This is a genomic window from Anaeromyxobacter oryzae (assembly GCF_023169945.1).
GTDB classification, from domain to species: domain Bacteria; phylum Myxococcota; class Myxococcia; order Myxococcales; family Anaeromyxobacteraceae; genus Anaeromyxobacter; species Anaeromyxobacter oryzae.
In genome coordinates, this window is sequence record NZ_AP025591.1 from 6571073 (window position 1) to 6590679 (window position 19607).

Below are 19607 nucleotides of genomic sequence, written 5' to 3' on the forward strand. Positions count from 1 at the left end.
TCCTTACGCCCCGGTGATCTCGGCGGCCTGCTTGCCGCGGAGCCGGGCGCTGTCCTCGAGCGCGCGGAGGCGCTTGAGGCCCGCCACGGTCGCCTTGAGGACGTTGTGGGGGTTGCGGGAGCCCTGGCACTTCGTGAGCACGTTCCGGATGCCGGCGGCCTCGAGGACCGCGCGCACGGAGCCGCCCGCGATGACGCCGGTACCCTCGCCGGCGGGCTTGAGGAGCACCCAGCCCGCGCCGAAGTGGCCGAGCACCTCGTGCGGGATGGTCGTCCCGACGAGCGGAACCTTGAACAGGTTCTTCTTCGCCTGGTCGCCGCCCTTGCGGATCGCCTCGGGGACCTCGTTCGCCTTCCCGAGGCCGACGCCGACGTGACCCTGGCCGTCGCCGACGACGACGAGCGCCGAGAAGCTGAACCGGCGGCCGCCCTTCACGACCTTCGCGACGCGGTTGATGTGGACGACCTTGTCCTGAAGCTCGAGGTCGTTTGCGTTGATGGGAGTAGCCATTCGGTCCCTCGAAACCCTTTCGATCAGCCCTAGAACTTCAGCCCGGCCTCGCGCGCGGCGGCGGCCACCGCCTCGACGCGGCCGTGGTAGTCGAAGCCATTGCGGTCGAAGACGACGGCCTCGATGCCCTTGCCCTTCGCCGCCTTCGCGAGCGCCTCGCCGACCTTCTTCGCGGCGCCGGTCTTGTCGTCTTCCTTGACCTCGTCCTTGAGCGCCTTGGAGTTGGTGCCCACCGAGACGAGGGTCTTGCCCGCGACGTCGTCGACGAGCTGGGCGTACATGTGCTTGAGGCTCTTGTAGACCGTGAGCCGCGGACGGGCGGACGTGCCCGTGACCTTCCGGCGGATGCGGGCCTTGCGCTTCTCGCGCGCGGTGACGTGCTTCGCCATGATCGTTCCTCCGTGCGGCGGCGACGGCTCAGCCGCCGCATGAGCGGGTTTCGTTCACCAGCGCGACTACGCGGCGCCGGTCTTGCCTTCCTTGCGACGGATCGTCTCTTCCGCGTACTTGATGCCCTTGCCCTTGTAAGGCTCGGGCGGGCGGAGCGCGCGGATCTTCGCGGCCGTGAGGCCGAGGAGGTGCTTGTCCACGCCCTTCACCGTGAGCTTCGTCTGCTTCGCGTCGACCTCGGCCGTCACGCCCTCGGGGAGCTTGAAGACGACCGGGTGCGAGAAGCCGAGGGTGAAGTGGATGTCCTTCCCCTTCACCTCGGCCTTGAAGCCGACGCCGCTGATCTCGAGGCCGCGCTCGTAGCCCTTCACGACGCCGTCGAGCGCGTTCTTGACCATCGTGCGCGTGAGGCCGTGCAGGCCCTTCGCGATGCGGGTGTCGTCCGGGCGGGTGACCTTCACCTCGCCCTTGTCGACCTGGACCTTCACGATGGGATTCGTGTTGAAGGACATCTTGCCCTTCGGCCCCTCGACCTTCACGAGGTGGCCGTCCACGGAGACCTTCACCTTCTCCGGGATCTTGACGGGCATCTTGCCGACTCGGGACATGACCTGAGGCTCCCTTACCAGACGGTGCAGATCAGCTCGCCGCCGACCTTCTGCTTGCGGGCCTCGCGGTCCACCAGCACGCCCTTGGACGTGGAGAGGATCGCGATGCCCATCCCGTTCAGCACGCGCGGGATGGAGTCGGTCGGGACGTAGCGGCGCAGCCCCGGCTTCGAGACGCGCTTGATGTCGCTGATCGCCGGCTCGCGATCGGCGCTGTACTTGAGGACGATGGTGATCGCGCCCTGGACGCCGTCCTGGTGGACGACGAAGTCCTTGATGAAGCCCTCGTCGCGGAGGACCTCGGCGATCCGGACCTTGAGCCGGGACTTCGGGACGAGCACCTTCTCGTGCCGCGCGCTCGAGGCGTTCCGGATGCGCGTCAGCATGTCGCCAATGGGATCGGTGAAGCTCATCGATCGTGTCTCCTACCAGCTCGACTTGATGACGCCGGTGATCTCGCCCTGCAGCGCGCGCTTGCGGAAGCAGATGCGGCACATCTGGAACTTGCGGAGGAACGCCCGCGGGCGGCCGCACAGGGGGCAGCGGTTGTACTGGCGCACCTTGAACTTCAGCTTGCGCTTGGCCTGCGCCATCTTCGAAAGCTTCGCCATGGTCTCTCCTTACTGACGGAACGGCATGCCGAGGTGGCGCAGCAGCGCTCGGCCCTCTTCGTCGTTCCGGGCGGTCGTCACGACCGTGATGTTCAAGCCCTTGATCTTCTCGACCTTGTCGTAGTTGATCTCGGGGAAGATGATCTGCTCGCGGACGCCGAGCGTGTAGTTCCCCTTCCCGTCGAACGCCTTCGGCGACACGCCCTTGAAGTCGCGCACGCGCGGCAGCGCGATCGAGACCAGGCGGTCGAAGAACTCGTACATCCGGTCGCCGCGGAGCGTGACCATCGCGCCGATCGACTGGCCCTGCCGCAGCTTGAAGTTCGCGATGGACTTCCGCGCGCGCGTCACGACCGGCTTCTGGCCCGTGATCGCGGAGAGCTGCTCCACCGAGGCGTCGATGATCTTGCCGTTGTTGATCGCCTCGCCGAGGCCCATGTTCACCACGATCTTCTCGAGGCGGGGGGCCTGCATCGGGTTCTTGAACCCGAACTCCTTCATCAGCTCGGAGCGGACTTCCTTCTCGAACCGCTCCTTCAGTCGCGCTGCCATCGTTCTCTCCTTGCCTTCGGCCGGCGCCTTCCGAGTGCCGGGCGATGCGTTCTCTTACGGTTGCTGCGATACCGCCAGTTTTCGGATGCGACTACTTCGCGGCCGCCCTCTTCTCGGCCCGGGCCTTCTCCTTCGCCCCGAGCTCACGGCCGATCTTCTCGCGGCGGACGGGCGCGCCGTCCTTGCCGACCACCATCACGTTCGAGAGGGCGATCGTGCCGTCCTTCTCGAGGATCCCGCCCTCGGGGTTGGCCTGGCTCCGGCCCTTCTTCATGTGGCGCTTCACGGTCATGAGCTTCTCGACCCGGACGCGCCCCTTCTCCCGGAGGACCTCGAGGACCTTGCCCTGCTTCCCCTTCTCCTTGCCGGCGATGACCTTGACGGTGTCGCCCTTGCGGATCTCCGCCATGACTAGAGGACCTCCGGCGCGAGCGAGATGATCTTCATGAACTTCCGGGCGCGGAGCTCGCGGGCGACCGGGCCGAAGATGCGGGTGCCGATGGGCTCGAGATCCTTGTTGATGAGGACCGCCGAGTTGCCGTCGAACCGGATGTAGCTGCCGTCCGGCCGCTTCACCTCGCGGCTCGTGCGGACGATGACGGCCCGGGCGACCTCGCCCTTCTTCACCTTCGCCTGCGGGATCGCCTCCTTGATCGAGACGACGATGACGTCGCCGATCGAGGCGTACCTCCGCTTGCTGCCGCCGAGCACCTTGATGCACATGACCTTCTTGGCACCCGAGTTGTCGGCGACATCGAGCATCGTCTGCTGCTGGATCATGGCCTAGACCTCCGCCGCCTTCTCGAGAGTCTCGGCGACGCGCCAGCGCTTGTCCTTGGACATGGGCCGGGTCTCGACGATCCGCACGCGGTCGCCGATGTTGCACGCCTGATTCTCGTCGTGGGCCTTGTACTTCTCGGCCTTGGTCACGATCTTCCCGTACTTCCGGTCCGCGACGCGGCGCTCGACCTTGACGACGACCGTCTTCGTCATCTTGTTCGAGACCACCACGCCGATGCGGGACTTCCGGTTGCCGCGCTCCATGTCGGTCACTCCTTCGCCTTCCCGGCCTGCGCCGCGGCGGCGAGCTCCTTCTCGCGGGCCACCGTGAGGCAGCGCGCGATGTCGCGCTTCGTCTTCTGGAGGTCGGCGGTCGAGTCGAGCACGCCGGTGTTCAGCTTGCTCTGGAGCTCGAACATCGTCCCCTTCAGCTCCACCGCGCGAGCCTTGAGCTCGGTCGCGGACAGCTCGCGCAGCTCCTGGATGGTCGCCATGTCCGAAGCCTCCTTACAGCGTCGTGCCGCGCTTCACCATCTTGGTGGAGACCGGCAGCTTGTGGGCGGCGAGGTGGAACGCCTTCTTCGCGATGGCGTCGTCCACGCCCGACATCTCGTAGAGGATCCGGCCCGGCTTGATCACGGCGACGTAGTACTCGACGTTGCCCTTGCCGGTGCCCATTCGCGTCTCGGCCGGCTTCTTCGTGATCGGCTTGTCCGGGAAGACGCGGATCCAGAGCTTCCCGCCGCGCTTCACGTAGCGGGTGATCGCGACGCGGGCCGCCTCGATCTGGCGGGCCGTGATCCAGCCGCACTCGGTGGCCTGCAGGCCGTACTCGCCCTGGTTCAGGTCGGAGCCGCGGTACGCCTTGCCGCGCATGCGGCCCTTCATCATCTTGCGGTACTTCGTTCGCGCCGGCTGAAGCATGTCCTTCTCCTGGTGTCGCTAGGCGTCCGCCGGGGCACTAAGGCCGGGCGCCGCCGGTGTTCCGGGGGGCGCGGGCGGCCGCAGACTGGGGCAGCACCTCACCGCGCATGATCCAGACCTTGCAGCCGATCTTGCCGTAGGTGGTCTTCGCCTCGGCGAACCCGTAGTCGATGTCCGCGCGGAGCGTGTGGAGCGGCACGCGGCCCTCGCGGTACCACTCGTACCGCGCCATCTCGGCGCCGCCGAGGCGGCCCGAGCAGGCCACGCGGATCCCCTTCGCCCCGAACTTCTGGGCGGTCTGGACCGCCTTCTTCATCGCGCGGCGGAAGGCGATGCGGCGCTCGAGCTGGGTCGCGATGTTCTCGGCGACGAGCTGCGCGTCGGTCTCGGCCTTCCGGACCTCGACGACGTTGAGGAAGACCTCGTTGTCGGTGAGGGCCTGCAGCTCCTTCTTGATGCCCTCGATCCCCGCCCCCCGCTTCCCGATGACGATGCCCGGGCGCGCGGTGTGGACGTTGATCTTCACCTTGTTCGCGGCGCGCTCGATCTCGATGCGGGAGATGCCGGCCTGGCCGAGCTTCTCCTTCACGAACTCACGGAGGTGGATGTCCTCGTGGAGCCACTTCGCGTAGTTCTTCTCTTCGTACCACTTCGATTCCCAGGACCGGATGACCCCGAGGCGGAAACCGATAGGATGAACTTTCTGTCCCACGTTCGTCTCCTTGGCTAGCCGCGGGCGGCGGTGCCGAGCTCCACGTACACGTGGCTGGTCTTCTTCTCGACGCGGTAGGCCCGGCCCATCGCGCGTGCCATGAAGCGGCGCATCTTCGGCCCCTGGTCGACGGTGAGCGTCTTCACGAACAGCGCGTCGACGTCCACCCGGCCGCCCTTCTGCTCGGCGTTCGCGACCGCGGAGCGGAGGAGCTTGGCGAGCGGCTTCGCCGCGGCCTGGGGGGTGTACTTGAGGGTCGCGAGGGCGTCGCCCACGGGCATCCCGCGGAGCCCCTCGGCGACGAGGCGGACCTTGCGCGGCGCCACGCGGAGGAAGCTCAGCGACGCGTGCGGGCCCGGCGCGGGCAGCGCGGGGCGGTTCGGCTTCGAGCGGCGCGCGGGCACCGGGGTGCGCACGCGCTTCGAGCCCTTCTTGGTGGTCTGGGTCTCGGCCATTGTCGTCCTCGCTACTTCTTCGGGCCCGGGGCCGGGGCCGCCGCGACCTTCTTCTCGGCCGAGTGGCCGTGGAAGGTCCGCGTCGGCGCGAACTCGCCGAGCTTGTGGCCCACCATGTTCTCGGTCACGAACACCGGGACGAACTTCCGCCCGTTGTGCACGGCGAACGTGTGGCCCACGAAGTCGGGGAGGATCGTGCTCCGCCGCGACCAGGTCTTGATGACCGACTTCTTGTTGCCCTTGTTCGCGTCCTCGACCTTCTTCGTGAGGTGCTTGTCCGCGAACGGGCCCTTCTTGATCGAACGCGCCATGAGTGCCTGTCCCTTCCCGCGCTAGTGCGGCGTGTTCCGGATGCCGGGCTTGCGCCGGGAGACGATGAACTTGTCGGTCCGCCGGTTGTTGCGGGTCTTGAGGCCCTTGGTCTTCTGGCCCCAGGGCGAGACCGGGTGCGGGTTGCCCTGCCCCGACTTGCCCTCGCCGCCGCCGTGCGGGTGATCGACGGGGTTCATGGCGAGGCCGCGGACGGTCGGCCGGATGCCGAGCCAGCGGCTCTTGCCCGCCTTGCCGACGCGCACGGAGGAGCTCTCGACGTTCGAGAGCTGACCGATGGTCGCCTTGCAGTCCTGCATCACCTGCCGGACCTCGCCGGAGGGCATGCGGATCTGGGCGTAGGCGCCCTCCTTCGCCATGAGCTGGCCGAAGGACCCGGCGGTCCGGATCATCTTGCCGCCGGAGCCGGGCTGCGTCTCGACGTTGTGGATCACGGTGCCGAGCGGGATCGACCGGACCGGCAGCGTGTTCCCGGGGCGGATGTCGACCGTCTCGCCGGAGACGAGCACGTCGCCCACGTTCACGCCGACCGGCGCGAGGATGTAGCGCTTCTCGCCGTCCCGGTAGTGGAGGAGCGCGATGCGCGCCGTGCGGTTCGGATCGTACTCGATCGCCGCGACCTTCGCCGGAACGCCGTCCTTGTCGCGCCGCCAGTCGATCACGCGGTAGCGGCGCTTGTGGCCGCCGCCGACGTGGCGCGTGGTGATGTGGCCGTGGGCGTTGCGGCCACCGCTCTTCTTCACCGGCCGGGTGAGCTTCTTCTCCGGCTTCGACTTCGTGATCTCCGCGAAGTCCGACACCGTCATGTGGCGTCGGGCCGGGCTCGTCGGCTTGTACTCCTTGAGTGCCATGTTCGATCTCCCGTCCCGGCTGCTACGTCCCCTCGAAGAGGGCGATGGTCTCGCCTTCCTTGAGGGTCACGAAGGCCTTCTTCCAGTTGGGCCGGCGGCCGATGTTGCGGCCGACGCGCTTGGTCTTTCCGCGGGCGATGGCGGTGCGCACGGCGAGCACGTGCACGTTGAAGAGCTTCTCGACCGCCTGCTTCACCTGGATCTTGGTCGCGTCCCGGTGCACCTCGAAGGCGTACTGGCGGGCCGCCTCGCGGTTCCGCTCCGCCTTCTCGGTGATGAGCGGACGCTTCACCACTTCCTGGTTCGCGAGGTTCACGCGAGCACCTCCTCGAGCTTCTTCGCCGTGTCGGCCGTGAGCACGAGGATGTCGTGCTTCAGGATGTCGTACACGTTGAGGCCCTCGACCGCGAGGAAGTCGGAGCCGTCCAGGTTCCGCACGCTCTTCGCGAGCGCCTCGTTCGCGCCGGCGTCGACCACGAGGGCCTTCTTCGCGCCGAGCTTCGCGAGGACCTTGGCCGCCGCCGAGCTCTTCGGCGCGGCGGGCTTCCACTCCTGCACGATCACGAGCTTGCCATCCTGGTTGCGGAGCGCGAGCGCCGAGCGGAGGGCCGCCTTCCGGACCTTCTTCGGCACGTCGTAGGAGTAGTCGCGCGGCTTCGGCCCCATGGCCTTGCCGCCGCCCACCCACTGCGACGCACGCGTCGAGCCCTGGCGGGCCCGGCCCGTGTGCTTCTGCTTCCAGGGCTTCTTGCCGCCGCCGGAGACGAGCGACCGGTTCTTCACTGCGTGGGTGCCCGAGCGATCGGAGGCGAGCTTCGCCTTCACCACCTCGTAGAAGAGGTGCTCGTTCACCTCGCCGGCGAAGATGGCGTCGGCGAGCTCGAGCTCGCCCACCTTCTTCTTCTCGAGGTCGTAGACGTCGAACTTGGCCATGGTGTCCTCGACTACTTGATCTCCACGTCCACGCCCGCCGACAGGTCGAGCTTCATCAGCGCGTCGAGCGTCTGAGGAGTCGGCTCGAGGATGTCGAGAAGCCGCTTGTGCGTGCGGATCTCGAACTGCTCGCGCGACTTCTTGTCGACGTGCGGGCTGCGGAGGACGGTGAACTTGTTGATCCGGGTGGGGAGCGGGATGGGGCCGGCGACCTTCGCGCCGGTCCGCTTCGCCGTCTCCACGATCTCGCCGGCCGACTGGTCGAGAAGCTTGTAGTCGTAGGCCTTGAGCCGGATCCGAATCTTCTGAGTTGCCATCGGAAAGCCTTCTCTCCGTCACGCGGCGCGGCGCGGAACCTCCCGATGCCCGTCCTGCGGGCCGGGAGGCTCCGCCGTTCGCCCGTGGTGAAACCTTTACTGGATGACCTCGGCCACCACGCCCGCGCCCACCGTCCGCCCACCCTCACGAATCGCGAACCGCAGCTCCTTCTCCATCGCGATCGGGGTGATGAGCTCGACCTCCATCGTGATGTTGTCGCCCGGCATCACCATCTCGACGCCAGCCGGCAGCTGCACGGAGCCCGTCACGTCCGTCGTGCGGAAGTAGAACTGCGGCCGGTACCCGTTGAAGAACGGGGTGTGACGACCACCCTCCTCCTTCGTGAGCACGTACACCTCGGCCTTGAACTTCGTGTGCGGCGTGATCGAGCCCGGCTTCGCGAGCACCTGGCCGCGCTCGACCTCCTCGCGCTTCAGACCACGGAGGAGCGCGCCGATGTTGTCGCCCGCCTGCCCCTCGTCGAGCAGCTTGCGGAACATCTCGACGCCCGTCACCACCGTCTTGACCGTCGGCTTCAGGCCGACGACCTCGATCTCCTCGCCGACCTTCACGATGCCGCGCTCGACGCGACCCGTCGCGACCGTGCCGCGGCCGGAGATCGAGAACACGTCCTCGACCGGCATCAGGAACGGCTTGTCCGTCGCGCGCTTCGGCGTCGGGATGTAGCTGTCCACGGCGTCGAGCAGCTTCTGGATCGCCGGCTCGCCGAGCTCGCCCTTGTCGCCCTCGAGCGCCTTGAGCGCCGACCCCTTGATGATCGGGATGTCGTTGCCGGGGAACTCGTAGGCGCTGAGCAGCTCGCGGACCTCGAGCTCCACGAGGTCGAGCAGCTCCTTGTCGTCCACCATGTCGACCTTGTTCAGGAAGACCACGATGTACGGCACGCCGACCTGGCGGGCGAGGAGGATGTGCTCACGCGTCTGCGGCATCGGGCCGTCCGCCGCCGAGACCACCAGGATGGCGCCGTCCATCTGCGCCGCGCCGGTGATCATGTTCTTCACGTAGTCCGCGTGGCCCGGGCAGTCGACGTGCGCGTAGTGCCGCGCCGCCGTCTGGTACTCCACGTGGGCGGTCGCGATGGTGATGCCGCGCTCGCGCTCCTCGGGAGCCTTGTCGATCTGGTCGTAGGCCATGAACTGCGCCATGCCCTTCGAGGCGCAGTACTTGGTGATGGCCGCCGTGAGCGTGGTCTTGCCGTGGTCGACGTGACCGATGGTGCCGACGTTCACGTGCGGCTTGTTACGCTCGAACTTCTCCTTGCCCATGACTCCCTCTCTTCCTTTCGAGTCCGTGCGGCGGTCTTACTTCGCGCCGGCGGCGGCACCCTTCGCCTTGGTGACGATGGTCTCCGCGATGCTGTTGGGGACCTGCGCGTAGTGCGCGAACTGCATGGTGTAGGTGGCGCGGCCCTGCGTCTTCGACCGCAGGTCGGTCGCGTAGCCGAACATCTCGGCGAGCGGCACGAGGGCCTCGATGACCTGGACGCCCGTGCGCGGATTCATCGCATGAATCTTGCCGCGACGCGAGTTCAGATCGCCGATCACGTCGCCCATGTACTCCTCGGGCGTCACGACCTCGACCTCCATGATCGGCTCGAGCAGGATCGGGTTCGCCTTCGCGGCGCCGTCCTTGAAGCCCATCGAGCCGGCGATCTTGAACGCCATCTCGGACGAGTCGACGTCGTGGTAGCTGCCGTCGAAGACCTCGACCTTGAGGTCCACCATCGGGTAGCCCGCGAGCACGCCGCCCGTCATGGCCTCCTCGATGCCCTTCTGGATCGGGTTGATGAACTCCCTGGGGATCGAGCCGCCGACCGTCTCGTTGGCGAACTCGAAGCCCTTCCCCGGCTCCTGCGGGATGAGGCGCAGCCAGCAGTGACCGTACTGGCCGCGACCACCGGTCTGGCGGATGTAGCGGCCCTCGGACTCGACCTGCTTCGTGATGGTCTCGCGGTAGGCGACCTGCGGCTTGCCGACGTTCGCCTCGACCTTGAACTCGCGGAACATGCGGTCCACGAGGATCTCGAGGTGGAGCTCGCCCATGCCGGCAATGATCGTCTGGCCGGTCTCCTCGTCCGTGCGGACGCGGAAGGACGGGTCCTCCATCTGGAGGCGGTTCAGCGCGATGCCCATCTTGTCGGAGTCGGCCTTCGACTTCGGCTCGATCGCGACGTGGATCACCGGCTCCGGGAACTCCATCCGCTCGAGGATGACCGCGCTGCCCTCGTCACAGAGCGTGTCGCCCGTGGTCGTCGCCCGGAGCCCCACGGCGGCGGCGATGTCGCCGGCGTAGACCTCCTTGATCTCCTCGCGCTTGTTCGCGTGCATCTGGAGGAGGCGGCCGATGCGCTCCTTCTTGTCCTTCGTCGCGTTCTGGACGTAGGACCCGGCCTCCAGCTTCCCCGAGTACACGCGGAAGAAGGTGAGGTTCCCGACGAACGGGTCGTTCATGATCTTGAACGCGAGCGCGCTGAACGGCTCGCTGTCCGCGGTCTTCCGGACGACCTCCTCGCCCTTGAGCGTGACGCCCTGGACCGGAGGCTTGTCGAGCGGGCTCGGCAGGTAGTCGACGACCGCGTCGAGGATCTGCTGGACGCCCTTGTTCTTGAAGGCCGTGCCGCAGAGCACCGGGAAGAAGTGCATCGCGAGCGTACCGGCGCGGAGGCCGCGGGTGACCTCCTCGTTCGAGAGCGCGTGACCGTCGAGGTACTTGTGCATCAGCGCGTCGTCGAACTCGGAGATGGTCTCCTCGATCTTCGCGCGGTACTCCCGCGCCTGCTCGAGGAGGTCCGCGGGGATGTCGATCTCCTGGTACTTCGCGCCCATCGTCTCGTCGTCGAAGGTGATGCCCTTCATCTTGACGAGGTCCACCATGCCGCGGAACTTGTCCTCCGCGCCGATGGGGATCTGGATGGGCAGCGGCCGCGCGCCGAGCTTATCCTTGATCGTGCCGACCGACATGTAGAAGTCGGCGCCGACGCGGTCCATCTTGTTGATGAAGCAGATGCGCGGGACCTTGTACTTGTCCGCCTGCCGCCAGACGGTTTCGGACTGCGGCTCGACGCCGTTCACCGCGTCGAACACGGCGCACGCACCGTCGAGGACGCGCAGCGACCGCTCGACCTCGATCGTGAAGTCGACGTGGCCGGGGGTGTCGATGATGTTCAGGCGGTGATCGCGCCAGAAGGCAGTGGTCGCGGCGGACGTGATGGTGATGCCGCGCTCGCGCTCCTGCTCCATCCAGTCCATGACGGTCGTGCCTTCATGGACCTCGCCGATCTTGTGGGTGACGCCGGTGTAGAAGAGGATGCGCTCGGTCGTGGTGGTCTTCCCGGCATCAATGTGCGCCATGATGCCGAAGTTGCGGTAGCGCTCGAGTGGATTGGTGCGGGGCATCTTTCGTTCCTCGAAACCTTCGTACGTGCGCAGAGCCGGCCCGCCGAAGCGGCGCCGAGACCAACGACCGAGCTGTCAAAGAGCGAAGGGGTCCTTCCCTGCGACCCCGGCCGACCGAGCCGGCCTCTTGCTCTCCCTCGATCCTCCTCTTCCTTGCTTACCAGCGGTAGTGGGCGAAGGCCTTGTTGGCCTCGGCCATCTTGTGCGTGTCCTCGCGCTTCTTCACCGCGTTCCCGCGGTTCGAGGCCGCATCCATGATCTCTCCGGCGAGCTTCTCGACCATCGTCTTCTCGCCGCGGCCCTTCGAGTACTCGATGAGCCAGCGCATCGCCAGCGCCGTGCGGCGGTCCTGACGGACCTCGACCGGCACCTGGTAGGTCGCGCCGCCGACGCGGCGGCTCTTCACCTCGACGACGGGCTTCACGTTGTCGAGGGCCTTCTTGAACACCTTGAGCGGATCGTCCTTGAGCTTCTGCTCGACCTGGTCGAAGGCGCCATAGATGATGCGCTCGCCCGTCGACTTCTTGCCCTTGCGCATCAGGTTGTTGACGAACTTCGCCACGATCCGGTCCTGGAACTTCGGATCAGGGAGGATCTTCCGCTTCTCGACTTCGCGACGACGAGGCATCGGCCGTTTCCTTGATTCGAGAGGCTAGCTCGGGCGCTTCGCGCCGTACTTCGAGCGGCCCTGCTTGCGGCCCTGCACGCCCACGGCGTCGAGGGTCCCGCGGATGATGTGGTAGCGAACGCCCGGGAGGTCCTTCACGCGGCCGCCGCGGATGAGCACCACCGAGTGCTCCTGCAGGTTGTGGCCGACACCGGGGATGTAGCTCGTCACCTCGAAGCCGTTGGTGAGGCGGACGCGCGCCACCTTGCGGAGCGCGGAGTTCGGCTTCTTGGGCGTCGTGGTGTAGACGCGCGTGCAGACGCCGCGCTTCTGCGGCGACTCCTTGAGCGCAGGCGCCTTCTTCTTCACCTCGAGCTTCTCGCGCCCCTTGCGCACCAGCTGGCTGATCGTCGGCATCGTGTGCGAGCTCTTTTTCTCAACAAAAACGCCCCGCTCTGCTGTTCTGGGGGCGTCGGTGAACAAACCCGTCGTAAGGGCGGCGAATTATACGGATGTGCCCTCTCGTGTCAAGCCCGAACGCGATCCCGGAACTTGGCTCCGGGAGGACCACGCCGGAGGGGGCGCTTCTTATCCTGAACCCCGCGACACGTCGAGAAAAATGTGTCGATCAGCGCCGCGAAGGCGGTCGGTAGCCCGCTCCTCCGCCCGGCCGCCTCCCGGATCCACGCCCCCTCCGCGCCCCGGGGAATGCGGGCGGCCTCGCATCGGAACCCCCGCAGCGTCAGCTCCCGGTGCGTGAGCACGCGGCGAACGACCGCCGCCTCCTCCCCCACCGCGAGGTCGATCCCGTGCTCCGCCCGGACGGTGCGGGCGAGCGCCGCGCGCACGTCGTCGCCGCCCGCGACCTCGACCGCGGGCGGACCGAGGAGCCCGCCGAAGAGCCCCCGCGCGCGCCGCGGCAACACGAGCACCGCGCCGCGGCGCTCGACGAGCGCGCACGCGAGGACGAGCGGCCGCCGCGCCGGGCGAAGCCGCGCCGGCGGGACCTCCCGCTCGCGGCCGCCCGCACGCGCCGCGCAGAGCGCCGCGACGGGGCACCGGTCGCAGCGAGGCGCCGGCTTCCCGCACACCGTCGCCCCGAGCTCCATCAGCGCCTGGTTGAGATCGCCGGGCCGCGCCGGATCCACGAGGTCCGCAGCGAGCGCCCACAGGCGCGCGCGAGTCCGGGCGTCCCCCGGCGCGCCGTCCACGAGGAACAGCCGCGCGAGCACGCGCGCGACGTTGCCGTCCACGACGGGCGCGGGGATCGCGAACGCGATCGACGCGACGGCGCCCGCGGTGTACGGGCCGAAGCCCGGGAGCGCGCGGAGCGCCTCGACCGACGCCGGCAGGCCGCCGTGGCGCGCTCGGGCCGCCCGCGCGGCGGCGAGCAGGTTCCGGCCGCGCGCGTAGTAGCCGAGCCCGCTCCAGAGCGCGAGGACGTCCTCCTCCCGCGCCGCCGCGAGGGCGTCGAGCGTCGGGAACCGGGCGAGGAACCGCTCGAAGTACGGGATCACCGCCTGCACCTGCGTCTGCTGCAGCATCACCTCCGCGAGCCAGACGCGGTACCCATCCGCCGCGCGCTGCGGGAAGCGCCAGGGCAGCTCCCGGTGCCCGCCGTCGTACCAGGCGAGGAGCCGGCGGCGGAGCGCGGCGCGGCGAGCAGGCGGGATCCCGGACACGCGCGGCACGGTAGCGGCCCGCCCGCGCGCCGGTCAAACGCGCCCAGGATGCGGCGGGGGCCCGGCCGCGCGTCGCGGTCGGGCCCCCGGAAGACCTGCGCCTTCCGCGTGGCTAGGCGATGCGCTTCTCGAGCGCCTCCCAGTTCACGTTCTTGAAGAACGCGTCCACGTACTTCGCGCGCTCCGTCGCGAGGTAGTCGCGCATGAACGCGTGCTCCCAGCCGTCCATGACGAGGATGGGCTTGAAGCCGACGGGGACGTTGTCCTGGTGGAGCTGCACGAAGTGGTTCGACAGCCAGCCGGTGGACGGGTCCTGGAACAGCATCGCCCAGCCGACGCCCGGCATCGTGGCCACCGCGCGGAAGTCGGCGAGCCAGGTCTCGAACTTGCCGAACGACGCCTCGATCGCCTTGCGGACCTTCGAGCCCGCCGGCGGCTCCGCCTGCGCGCCGCCCACCATGTTCTCGAAGTAGTACTCGTGGTTCACCATCCCCGAGTACTCGAACCCGAGCCTGCGGGTGAGCTCGGCGTAGACCGGATCCGCGCCGGACGCCTTCCCGTCGTTGCAGAGCGCGAAGAGCTTCTCCGTGAGCGTGTTCGTGCGCTTCACGTAGCCCTCGTAGAGCTTCAGGTGCTCCTCGATCTGCTTGTCGGAGATGCCCGTCAGGCCGCGGACCTTCGAGTAATCCCTGGGCGCGTACTTCTTCGTGTCTGCCATGTTCCCTCCGTGGGGCCGAGCGGCCGCGAGATCGGTGCTGCTGGTGGCCGGGAAGTAGTGACCAGCCCCGGATGTGTCAAGGAGCCGATCGGGGTCCCGGGCGGGCAACCGTGTTCACGTACAGATAACGGGTCAGCCCTGCGACGGCGCGAACCCGTCGCGAGCGCGATCGTCGCGACGTCGCCGGTGCGCGGCCGCCGCGAACCCGGCGCGCGGCTCCGCACGACGTCCCTCCTCCTGGCGGCGACCCTGGTGGTAGATTGCGCGCGATGCCAGCGGGCCGAACGCCGCTCCGGCGCCGCCTGCGCGGCGCCCTCCTCGCCGCCACCGCGCTCGTCGCGTCGGGCGCGATCGCGCTCGCGCTGCTGTGGGCCGCGCTCCCGGACCCCGCCCCGCTCGCCCGCGTGAACCCGCGGACCACCGCGCTCATCGAGCAGCGCCGGGGCGAGGCGCGCGCGCGGCGCCGCGCCTACCGCCCCCGGCAGGTCTGGGTCGGCCTCGAGCGGATCTCCCCGCGCCTCGTCGAGGCGGTGCTGCTCTCCGAGGACGCGAACTTCTGGGGGCACGACGGGATCGACTGGGACGCGATCCAGGAGGCGGCGCGCCGCGACCTCACGCAGCGCCGCTTCGCGGTGGGCGCCTCGACCATCACCCAGCAGCTCGCGAAGAACCTGTGGTTCGGCACCGAGAAGAGCCTCTGGCGGAAGGCGAAGGAGGCGATCCTCGCGCGGAAGCTCGAGCGCGCCCTCACGAAGCGCCGGATCCTCTCGCTCTACCTGAACGTGGCGGAGTGGGACGACGGCGTGTTCGGCATCGAGGCGGGTGCGCGCGACAGGTTCGGGACGAGCGCGGCGGGGCTCGACACGGCCCAGGCGGTCGTGATGGCGAGCATGCTCCCGGCGCCGCGCCGGGTGGACCTCGGGAACCCGTCGACCTGGGTGAAGCGCCGCTCGCGCCGGCTCCTCGATCGGCTGCGCGCCGCCGGACGGATCTCCGCGGACGAGCACCTCCACGCGAGCGCCGAGCTGGACCGCATCCTCGCCGGGCCGACTCCCGGCGACGACCGCGAGGAGCCGCCGGAGGAGGAGGCCGCCCCGACGGCGCCGGCCCCGCCCACCGTCTCGCCACCGCCGGTCGCCGCCGCGCCGGCGAGCGAGGCCGAGGCGGCGCCTGCGCGCGGCAGCGAGGACGCCGATCATCAGAACGGCGGCGCCGGCACGGCCGGGCAGGCGGTCATGGCGCCAAACGAGCAGGGCGCGGCGCCGCACGAGTAGCTCGCCGGGTCGTCGACGTAGACGAGGCACGCCGCCGGATCCCAGCACTGGCGGAAGCCCCCGGAGGCGCCACCCGCGGCCTGGAACGCGACCTGCGCGCGCCCGCCGCCCGCCGCGTCGAACCCCGCCTGCACCGTGAGCAGATCGCCCGCGGCGTTCCGGAACGCATAGTCGAACGCGCCGCTCCGGTCCTCGTAGCCGGCGAAGCGGTAGCCGAACCGCTGGAGGCCGTAGCCGTCGCGGTCGAGCACGAGCGAGACGGTGACCGGCGTCGTGGTGCGGTCGTACTGCGCCACGAGGACGCCGCGCGGCGCGTCGGCGTCGGCCATCGCGAGGCTCCAGAGCGCGTCGAAGTCGAGGCGGAGCTCTCCCGCGCCGCTGCGCGCCGAGGCGCCGTGGAACGTACCCGCGAGCACCGGCGTCCAGGTGGCGCTCCCGGCGACGCGCGCGTCGACCCGGTACGCGAACTCCGGCGCGCCGTCCTGGCCCGCGGGGAACGTGCGGACCATGATGACCCGCAGCTCGCGGCCGGGGTGCCGCGCGTCCGGGAACGGCCCCCACCCGCGCGCGTCGGCCTGGCGCCACGAAGGCTCGTGGCTCCGGATGAAGTCCACGTGGCCGACGAGGACGTCCACCGTGGCGTTCAGGTGATCCGAGGTCGGCTTCGCCCAGAGCCAGGTGTCCGCCGTCCCGCCCGCGCACGCCGACACGGCGCTCGCGGCCGACGTGGCGGTTGCGGTCGCGGCGGGGAGCTCGACCTGCAGCTCGTCCCGGGACGGCACCGCCGCGAGGAAACGGAGGTCCTCCGTCGAGTAGTTCCCGCACGCCGTGAGCGCGAGCACGACCGCCGTCGCGAACGTCTGCCTATTCACCGAGCGCATACTCCACCCCGACGATCCCCTCGGCGAACCCGAGGCTCCGGTTCCGGTCGACGTTGTAGAAGAGGTACGAGATCCGGGCGCGCGCGACCGCCGAGAGGCGCGGCGTCGCCCGCCACGAGACCGCGCCGACGAGGCCCGGCGTGGCCGTGAAGAAGTACTGGGACGGGAGGCCGGCCTCCGCCGGGAAGCTCCGGGCGAGCCACGTGAAGGCGACGCGTCCGCCGGCCGAGAGCGTCACCGGGCCGACGCGGAAGTCCTTCCAGAGCGACGCGCCCGCGGCGACCTCGACGAACTTGACGGGGACGGGCTCCACTCCCGGCATCCGGAGGTCGCCGTTCCCTCCGCCGAGCGCGGCGTCGAGCCCCCACGCGAGCCCGTGCCCGAGGTCGTCGCGCACCGCGAGCTCGGCGCCGAGCAGGGTCGCGGGCGGGAAGAGGCCGTCCCGCGCGGCGCGGTCGAAGAACCGCTGCGCGCCGAGGCCGCCGAGCAGCGACCACCGCGCGCCGCCGTAGCCCTTCTGCGGATCCCGCTCGAGCGCCACCCGGTCCATCCGCGCGTCGTCGACCGCGACCGCGCCCCCGCCGAGCGACACCGGCGTCACGAGCAGCCCCGACTCGTCCGCGAGCCGCTTCTTCACGACGTAGCGCCCGGGCGGGAGCGCGACGCGCCGCTCGGCGCCTGCGCCCTTCGCGACCTCCGCGACGGCCCGGCCGCCGCCGTCGAGCACGACGTACAGCCCCTCGGCCGCGGGCGGGAACACGAGCCCGCCGCCGACGGGCGTCAGGTCGGAGAGCACCACGTCTCCGGCGCCGCCGAGGTCGTAGAGGAACACCGGGTGCTGCACGCCGCCGGAGCTCGACGCGGTCGAGCCGACCGTGCGCGCGTAGGCGTACGCGTACGCCTCGGACAGCGTGACCTTCCCGTCGCCCGAGGCATCGGCGCCGCCGAGGAGCCCCGAGGCCAGGTGGTGGGTGAACCAGCTGGCGCCGATGAGGTCCGACTCCTGCGAGTCCTCGTCGGCGGCCGAGGACGCGATGAGGACGAGGCCGCGGGGCCCCTCCCCCGCCGCGCTGGCGACGTCGAAGGCGGGCGCGGGCCGCGCGCCCTTCGCGCGCGCGATCGCGCCGGAGCGACACGAGTCCACGAGCCCGATCCGCACGTCCGCCGGCGCGCGCTCCAGGGCGGCGCGGAGGTCGTCGAACGGCAGGCGGCCACTGCCGAGGCGGAGCGCCCCGTCGCGCGCGTGGCCCGAGTAGTAGACGAGCAGCACGGTCGTTTCGCCGCGGGCACGGGCCGCCTCGGCGCGGGCGGAGAGCTCGGCGAGCGCGTCCATGAACGCGCGGACGCCCGCGGAGAGGAGCAGCCGGGCGTCCTCGGGCCGGACGCCGCCGACGCGGAGGAGGATGTCGTGGATGCGCCGCGCGTCTCGCTCCGCGTAGCGCAGGCGCACCGCCCCCGGGCCACCGTCGGGCTCTCCGGCGACGAGCGCGAACCGGTGCGGCTCCGCCGCGCCCGCCCCGGCGGCGAGCGCGAGCAGCGCCGCGGCGACGCCCGCGCGGCTCACGGGCGGCCCCGCGCGAGCGGCCGGACGACGACCTCGGCGGCGCGGCCCGGCGCCGCCGCGCCGATCCCGCCCGCCGCGAGCCGCCGCGCGAGGGCCGGCCCATCGACGGGCGCGTCGTCGAGCACGAGCACGAGCCGCCCCGCGCCGCTCCCGGTCCACTCGAACGCGTCGGCGAGGACGCCCGCGCCCGCCGGTCCCGCGTAGAGGATCGCGACGCCGTCCGCGTCCACGAGCGCGAGCGCCGCGTGCCGCCGCCCCGCCGGGTCGATCCCGACGCGCAGGGCCGCGCCGGGCGGGACCGGCTCGCCGGGGGCGAGGACGCGCGCGCCGTCGCGCTCGCGCACGTAGACCGTCAGCTCGGCGCCGCCCTTGGTGCGCTCCACCGGGCCGGGGCGGACGGACCGGAGCACGAGCGGGACCGCGGCCGCGACCACGAGCCCGGCGGCGAGCGCGAGCGCGCGCGCGAGGCGTCGGGCGCGGCGCGGCGCGGGGCGCTCGGCGGCGGCGAGCCGCCCCGCGACGCCGGCCGCGAAGTCCTCGAACGGCAGCGACGCCGCGAGCGCGCGCGCCTCCGCGGCGAGCTCGCGGCGGGAGGACTGGCATCGATCGCAGCCCTCCACGTGCGCGGCGACCCGCGCGCGCTCCTCGCCCGAGAGCTCGCCGGCCTCCAGCCGGCGGAGGCGGGTGATGGAGCAGGCGACGCCGGGGCCGCCGAGCGTCGGCGTCATGGCAGCACCTCCGGATCGGGGAGGATCACGTCGGGGAACGCGTCGCGCAGCGCGCCGCGCGTCGCGGCGAGGAACTCGCGGAGTCGCTTGCGGACCGTCGGGAGGCTCCGCCCGGTCACCTCCGCCACCTCCGCCTGCGTCAGCTCGTCGACGAAGTAGAGCACGGCGATCTCCTGGGCCTCCGCGGGCGCCGCGCCGAGCAGCGCCCGGACGAGCTCGCGGGCGTCCGGCTCGATGCCGCGCTCGTGGCGGTCACGGGCGAGCCGGACCACCTCGTCCCGCCACGCGGCTCGCGCGGCGCGGAGGTGGTTCAGGCAGTGGTTCGTGGCGGCGCGGAGCAGGAACGCGGTCGGGGACGCCGCCGCCTCGAGCTCGACCGACGCGCGCAGGGCGCGGCAGAAGACCTCCTGCGTCGCGTCCCGGGCGGCCTCGTCGTCGCGGAGGAGGTAGCGGCAGCGCGCGAGCACCGCCGCGGCGTGCCGCCGGTAGAGCTGCTCGACCAGGCCCGCCGGCGCGTCGACGTGGGACGGCGAAGCGGCGGCCTCGCCGCCGCGTCCGCCCGGGATGACGGCCAGCCGCGCCACGCCGCGTCAGGCGACCGCGAGATCGAGGTCGCGCGGTGGCCGTCCGGGTGCGCCGGCGGCCGGCGTCATCGGACCGGCGGTCGTGTCGCTCATGTCGGTGTTCCTCCGGATCGGCGCCGTGGCCGCTCCCTGGAGGATGACACCGCGCCCCCTCCTGGATGGAAAGGGTGCCATCGCCG

General features: G+C 70.5%; 29 protein-coding genes. 1 reads left to right on the forward strand and 28 read right to left on the reverse strand.

The window, feature by feature from the left end; all coding sequences use genetic code 11:
• Positions 1-3: 3 nt before the first annotated feature.
• From rpsE to AMOR_RS29065, 24 genes are all read right to left on the reverse strand, one after another.
• The gene (gene rpsE, locus AMOR_RS28950) at positions 4-510 is read right to left on the reverse strand and encodes a 30S ribosomal protein S5 (RefSeq protein WP_248357231.1); all 507 of its coding nucleotides are present in this window, start codon (positions 508-510) and stop codon (positions 4-6) included.
• A gap of 29 nt (positions 511-539) precedes the next feature.
• A complete protein-coding gene (gene rplR, locus AMOR_RS28955; protein ID WP_248357232.1) occupies positions 540-899 on the reverse strand; it encodes a 50S ribosomal protein L18 in 360 nt (119 codons plus the stop codon).
• Between the two features lie 66 nt (positions 900-965).
• Positions 966-1508: a 50S ribosomal protein L6 gene (gene rplF, locus AMOR_RS28960; RefSeq protein ID WP_248357233.1), complete on the reverse strand. Its 543-nt coding sequence runs from the start codon at positions 1506-1508 to the stop codon at positions 966-968.
• 14 nt (positions 1509-1522) lie between these two features.
• On the reverse strand, positions 1523-1921 hold the full coding sequence (gene rpsH / locus AMOR_RS28965) for a 30S ribosomal protein S8 (RefSeq protein ID WP_248357234.1): 399 nt from the start codon (positions 1919-1921) through the stop codon (positions 1523-1525).
• Positions 1922-1933: 12 nt separating this feature from the next.
• Complete coding sequence (locus AMOR_RS28970; RefSeq protein WP_248357235.1) at positions 1934-2119, reverse strand: type Z 30S ribosomal protein S14; 186 nt, start codon at positions 2117-2119, stop codon at positions 1934-1936.
• A gap of 9 nt (positions 2120-2128) precedes the next feature.
• The gene (rplE, locus tag AMOR_RS28975; RefSeq protein ID WP_248357236.1) at positions 2129-2671 is read right to left on the reverse strand and encodes a 50S ribosomal protein L5; all 543 of its coding nucleotides are present in this window, start codon (positions 2669-2671) and stop codon (positions 2129-2131) included.
• 91 nt (positions 2672-2762) lie between these two features.
• Positions 2763-3080, reverse strand: a complete 318-nt coding sequence (gene rplX / locus AMOR_RS28980; RefSeq protein WP_248357237.1) for a 50S ribosomal protein L24 — start codon at positions 3078-3080, stop codon at positions 2763-2765.
• Between the two features lie 2 nt (positions 3081-3082).
• Positions 3083-3451 carry a 50S ribosomal protein L14 gene (rplN, locus tag AMOR_RS28985; protein WP_248357238.1) on the reverse strand — a complete coding sequence of 123 codons (369 nt, stop codon included), beginning with the start codon at positions 3449-3451 and terminating at the stop codon, positions 3083-3085.
• Between the two features lie 3 nt (positions 3452-3454).
• Positions 3455-3715: a 30S ribosomal protein S17 gene (gene rpsQ / locus AMOR_RS28990; protein WP_248357239.1), complete on the reverse strand. Its 261-nt coding sequence runs from the start codon at positions 3713-3715 to the stop codon at positions 3455-3457.
• Positions 3716-3720: 5 nt separating this feature from the next.
• Positions 3721-3945, reverse strand: a complete 225-nt coding sequence (rpmC, locus tag AMOR_RS28995; RefSeq protein ID WP_248357240.1) for a 50S ribosomal protein L29 — start codon at positions 3943-3945, stop codon at positions 3721-3723.
• A 13-nt stretch (positions 3946-3958) separates the two neighbouring features.
• Positions 3959-4375: a 50S ribosomal protein L16 gene (gene rplP, locus AMOR_RS29000; protein WP_248357241.1), complete on the reverse strand. Its 417-nt coding sequence runs from the start codon at positions 4373-4375 to the stop codon at positions 3959-3961.
• Between the two features lie 37 nt (positions 4376-4412).
• Positions 4413-5087, reverse strand: coding sequence for a 30S ribosomal protein S3 (gene rpsC, locus AMOR_RS29005; protein ID WP_248357242.1), 675 nt, complete (start codon positions 5085-5087; stop codon positions 4413-4415).
• Positions 5088-5101: 14 nt separating this feature from the next.
• Entirely contained in the window at positions 5102-5542 is a 441-nt protein-coding gene (rplV, locus tag AMOR_RS29010) for a 50S ribosomal protein L22 (protein ID WP_248357243.1), read from the reverse strand.
• Positions 5543-5553: 11 nt separating this feature from the next.
• Positions 5554-5853 (reverse strand): 30S ribosomal protein S19, encoded by a 300-nt coding sequence (rpsS, locus tag AMOR_RS29015; RefSeq protein ID WP_248357244.1) that lies wholly within the window; start codon positions 5851-5853, stop codon positions 5554-5556.
• A 21-nt stretch (positions 5854-5874) separates the two neighbouring features.
• A complete protein-coding gene (rplB, locus tag AMOR_RS29020) occupies positions 5875-6723 on the reverse strand; it encodes a 50S ribosomal protein L2 (RefSeq protein ID WP_248357245.1) in 849 nt (282 codons plus the stop codon).
• Positions 6724-6745: 22 nt separating this feature from the next.
• Positions 6746-7039, reverse strand: coding sequence for a 50S ribosomal protein L23 (locus AMOR_RS29025; RefSeq protein ID WP_248357246.1), 294 nt, complete (start codon positions 7037-7039; stop codon positions 6746-6748).
• Positions 7036-7656: a 50S ribosomal protein L4 gene (rplD, locus tag AMOR_RS29030; protein ID WP_248357247.1), complete on the reverse strand. Its 621-nt coding sequence runs from the start codon at positions 7654-7656 to the stop codon at positions 7036-7038. The genes AMOR_RS29025 and rplD overlap by 4 nt, the downstream gene beginning before the upstream one ends.
• Positions 7657-7667: 11 nt before the next feature.
• Positions 7668-7973 (reverse strand): 30S ribosomal protein S10, encoded by a 306-nt coding sequence (rpsJ, locus tag AMOR_RS29035; protein ID WP_011421000.1) that lies wholly within the window; start codon positions 7971-7973, stop codon positions 7668-7670.
• Positions 7974-8069: 96 nt separating this feature from the next.
• The gene (gene tuf / locus AMOR_RS29040) at positions 8070-9260 is read right to left on the reverse strand and encodes an elongation factor Tu (protein WP_248357248.1); all 1191 of its coding nucleotides are present in this window, start codon (positions 9258-9260) and stop codon (positions 8070-8072) included.
• A 36-nt stretch (positions 9261-9296) separates the two neighbouring features.
• Positions 9297-11390, reverse strand: a complete 2094-nt coding sequence (gene fusA / locus AMOR_RS29045) for an elongation factor G (RefSeq protein WP_248357249.1) — start codon at positions 11388-11390, stop codon at positions 9297-9299.
• A 157-nt stretch (positions 11391-11547) separates the two neighbouring features.
• Positions 11548-12018, reverse strand: a complete 471-nt coding sequence (rpsG, locus tag AMOR_RS29050; protein WP_248357250.1) for a 30S ribosomal protein S7 — start codon at positions 12016-12018, stop codon at positions 11548-11550.
• A 24-nt stretch (positions 12019-12042) separates the two neighbouring features.
• Positions 12043-12414, reverse strand: coding sequence for a 30S ribosomal protein S12 (rpsL, locus tag AMOR_RS29055; RefSeq protein ID WP_248357251.1), 372 nt, complete (start codon positions 12412-12414; stop codon positions 12043-12045).
• Between the two features lie 110 nt (positions 12415-12524).
• The gene (gene mutY, locus AMOR_RS29060) at positions 12525-13679 is read right to left on the reverse strand and encodes an A/G-specific adenine glycosylase (protein ID WP_248357252.1); all 1155 of its coding nucleotides are present in this window, start codon (positions 13677-13679) and stop codon (positions 12525-12527) included.
• 112 nt (positions 13680-13791) lie between these two features.
• Entirely contained in the window at positions 13792-14397 is a 606-nt protein-coding gene (locus AMOR_RS29065; protein WP_248357253.1) for a superoxide dismutase, read from the reverse strand.
• 269 nt (positions 14398-14666) lie between these two features.
• Between AMOR_RS29065 and AMOR_RS29070 the strand changes: the two genes are divergently transcribed.
• Positions 14667-15671 carry a biosynthetic peptidoglycan transglycosylase gene (locus AMOR_RS29070; RefSeq protein WP_248357254.1) on the forward strand — a complete coding sequence of 335 codons (1005 nt, stop codon included), beginning with the start codon at positions 14667-14669 and terminating at the stop codon, positions 15669-15671.
• Here AMOR_RS29070 and AMOR_RS29075 read toward each other — a convergent pair.
• From AMOR_RS29075 to AMOR_RS29090, 4 genes are read right to left on the reverse strand one after another with little or no spacing between them, the layout of a single operon-like run.
• Entirely contained in the window at positions 15596-16543 is a 948-nt protein-coding gene (locus AMOR_RS29075) for a hypothetical protein (protein WP_248357255.1), read from the reverse strand. The genes AMOR_RS29070 and AMOR_RS29075 overlap by 76 nt on opposite strands.
• Positions 16536-18116, reverse strand: coding sequence for a caspase family protein (locus AMOR_RS29080; RefSeq protein WP_248357256.1), 1581 nt, complete (start codon positions 18114-18116; stop codon positions 16536-16538). Before AMOR_RS29080 ends, AMOR_RS29075 begins: the two co-directional genes overlap by 8 nt.
• A complete protein-coding gene (locus AMOR_RS29085) occupies positions 18113-18844 on the reverse strand; it encodes a zf-HC2 domain-containing protein (RefSeq protein WP_248357257.1) in 732 nt (243 codons plus the stop codon). Before AMOR_RS29085 ends, AMOR_RS29080 begins: the two co-directional genes overlap by 4 nt.
• Positions 18841-19428 (reverse strand): RNA polymerase sigma factor, encoded by a 588-nt coding sequence (locus AMOR_RS29090; protein WP_248357258.1) that lies wholly within the window; start codon positions 19426-19428, stop codon positions 18841-18843. The genes AMOR_RS29085 and AMOR_RS29090 overlap by 4 nt, the downstream gene beginning before the upstream one ends.
• Positions 19429-19607: the final 179 nt, after the last annotated feature.

Excerpts from the sequence above, each read along its gene's own strand:
- rpsE (WP_248357231.1), bottom strand. The coding sequence starts at position 510 with ATGGCTACTCCCATCAACGCAAACGACCTCGAGCTTCAGGACAAGGTC.
- rplR (WP_248357232.1), bottom strand. The coding sequence starts at position 899 with ATGGCGAAGCACGTCACCGCGCGCGAGAAGCGCAAGGCCCGCATCCGC.
- rplF (WP_248357233.1), bottom strand. The coding sequence starts at position 1,508 with ATGTCCCGAGTCGGCAAGATGCCCGTCAAGATCCCGGAGAAGGTGAAG.
- rpsH (WP_248357234.1), bottom strand. The coding sequence starts at position 1,921 with ATGAGCTTCACCGATCCCATTGGCGACATGCTGACGCGCATCCGGAAC.
- AMOR_RS28970 (WP_248357235.1), bottom strand. The coding sequence starts at position 2,119 with ATGGCGAAGCTTTCGAAGATGGCGCAGGCCAAGCGCAAGCTGAAGTTC.
- rplE (WP_248357236.1), bottom strand. The coding sequence starts at position 2,671 with ATGGCAGCGCGACTGAAGGAGCGGTTCGAGAAGGAAGTCCGCTCCGAG.
- rplX (WP_248357237.1), bottom strand. The coding sequence starts at position 3,080 with ATGGCGGAGATCCGCAAGGGCGACACCGTCAAGGTCATCGCCGGCAAG.
- rplN (WP_248357238.1), bottom strand. The coding sequence starts at position 3,451 with ATGATCCAGCAGCAGACGATGCTCGATGTCGCCGACAACTCGGGTGCC.
- rpsQ (WP_248357239.1), bottom strand. The coding sequence starts at position 3,715 with ATGGAGCGCGGCAACCGGAAGTCCCGCATCGGCGTGGTGGTCTCGAAC.
- rpmC (WP_248357240.1), bottom strand. The coding sequence starts at position 3,945 with ATGGCGACCATCCAGGAGCTGCGCGAGCTGTCCGCGACCGAGCTCAAG.
- rplP (WP_248357241.1), bottom strand. The coding sequence starts at position 4,375 with ATGCTTCAGCCGGCGCGAACGAAGTACCGCAAGATGATGAAGGGCCGC.
- rplV (WP_248357243.1), bottom strand. The coding sequence starts at position 5,542 with ATGGCCGAGACCCAGACCACCAAGAAGGGCTCGAAGCGCGTGCGCACC.
- rpsS (WP_248357244.1), bottom strand. The coding sequence starts at position 5,853 with ATGGCGCGTTCGATCAAGAAGGGCCCGTTCGCGGACAAGCACCTCACG.
- rplB (WP_248357245.1), bottom strand. The coding sequence starts at position 6,723 with ATGGCACTCAAGGAGTACAAGCCGACGAGCCCGGCCCGACGCCACATG.
- rplD (WP_248357247.1), bottom strand. The coding sequence starts at position 7,656 with ATGGCCAAGTTCGACGTCTACGACCTCGAGAAGAAGAAGGTGGGCGAG.
- rpsJ (WP_011421000.1), bottom strand. The coding sequence starts at position 7,973 with ATGGCAACTCAGAAGATTCGGATCCGGCTCAAGGCCTACGACTACAAG.
- tuf (WP_248357248.1), bottom strand. The coding sequence starts at position 9,260 with ATGGGCAAGGAGAAGTTCGAGCGTAACAAGCCGCACGTGAACGTCGGC.
- fusA (WP_248357249.1), bottom strand. The coding sequence starts at position 11,390 with ATGCCCCGCACCAATCCACTCGAGCGCTACCGCAACTTCGGCATCATG.
- rpsG (WP_248357250.1), bottom strand. The coding sequence starts at position 12,018 with ATGCCTCGTCGTCGCGAAGTCGAGAAGCGGAAGATCCTCCCTGATCCG.
- rpsL (WP_248357251.1), bottom strand. The coding sequence starts at position 12,414 with ATGCCGACGATCAGCCAGCTGGTGCGCAAGGGGCGCGAGAAGCTCGAG.
- AMOR_RS29065 (WP_248357253.1), bottom strand. The coding sequence starts at position 14,397 with ATGGCAGACACGAAGAAGTACGCGCCCAGGGATTACTCGAAGGTCCGC.
- AMOR_RS29070 (WP_248357254.1), top strand. The coding sequence starts at position 14,667 with ATGCCAGCGGGCCGAACGCCGCTCCGGCGCCGCCTGCGCGGCGCCCTC.
- AMOR_RS29085 (WP_248357257.1), bottom strand. The coding sequence starts at position 18,844 with ATGACGCCGACGCTCGGCGGCCCCGGCGTCGCCTGCTCCATCACCCGC.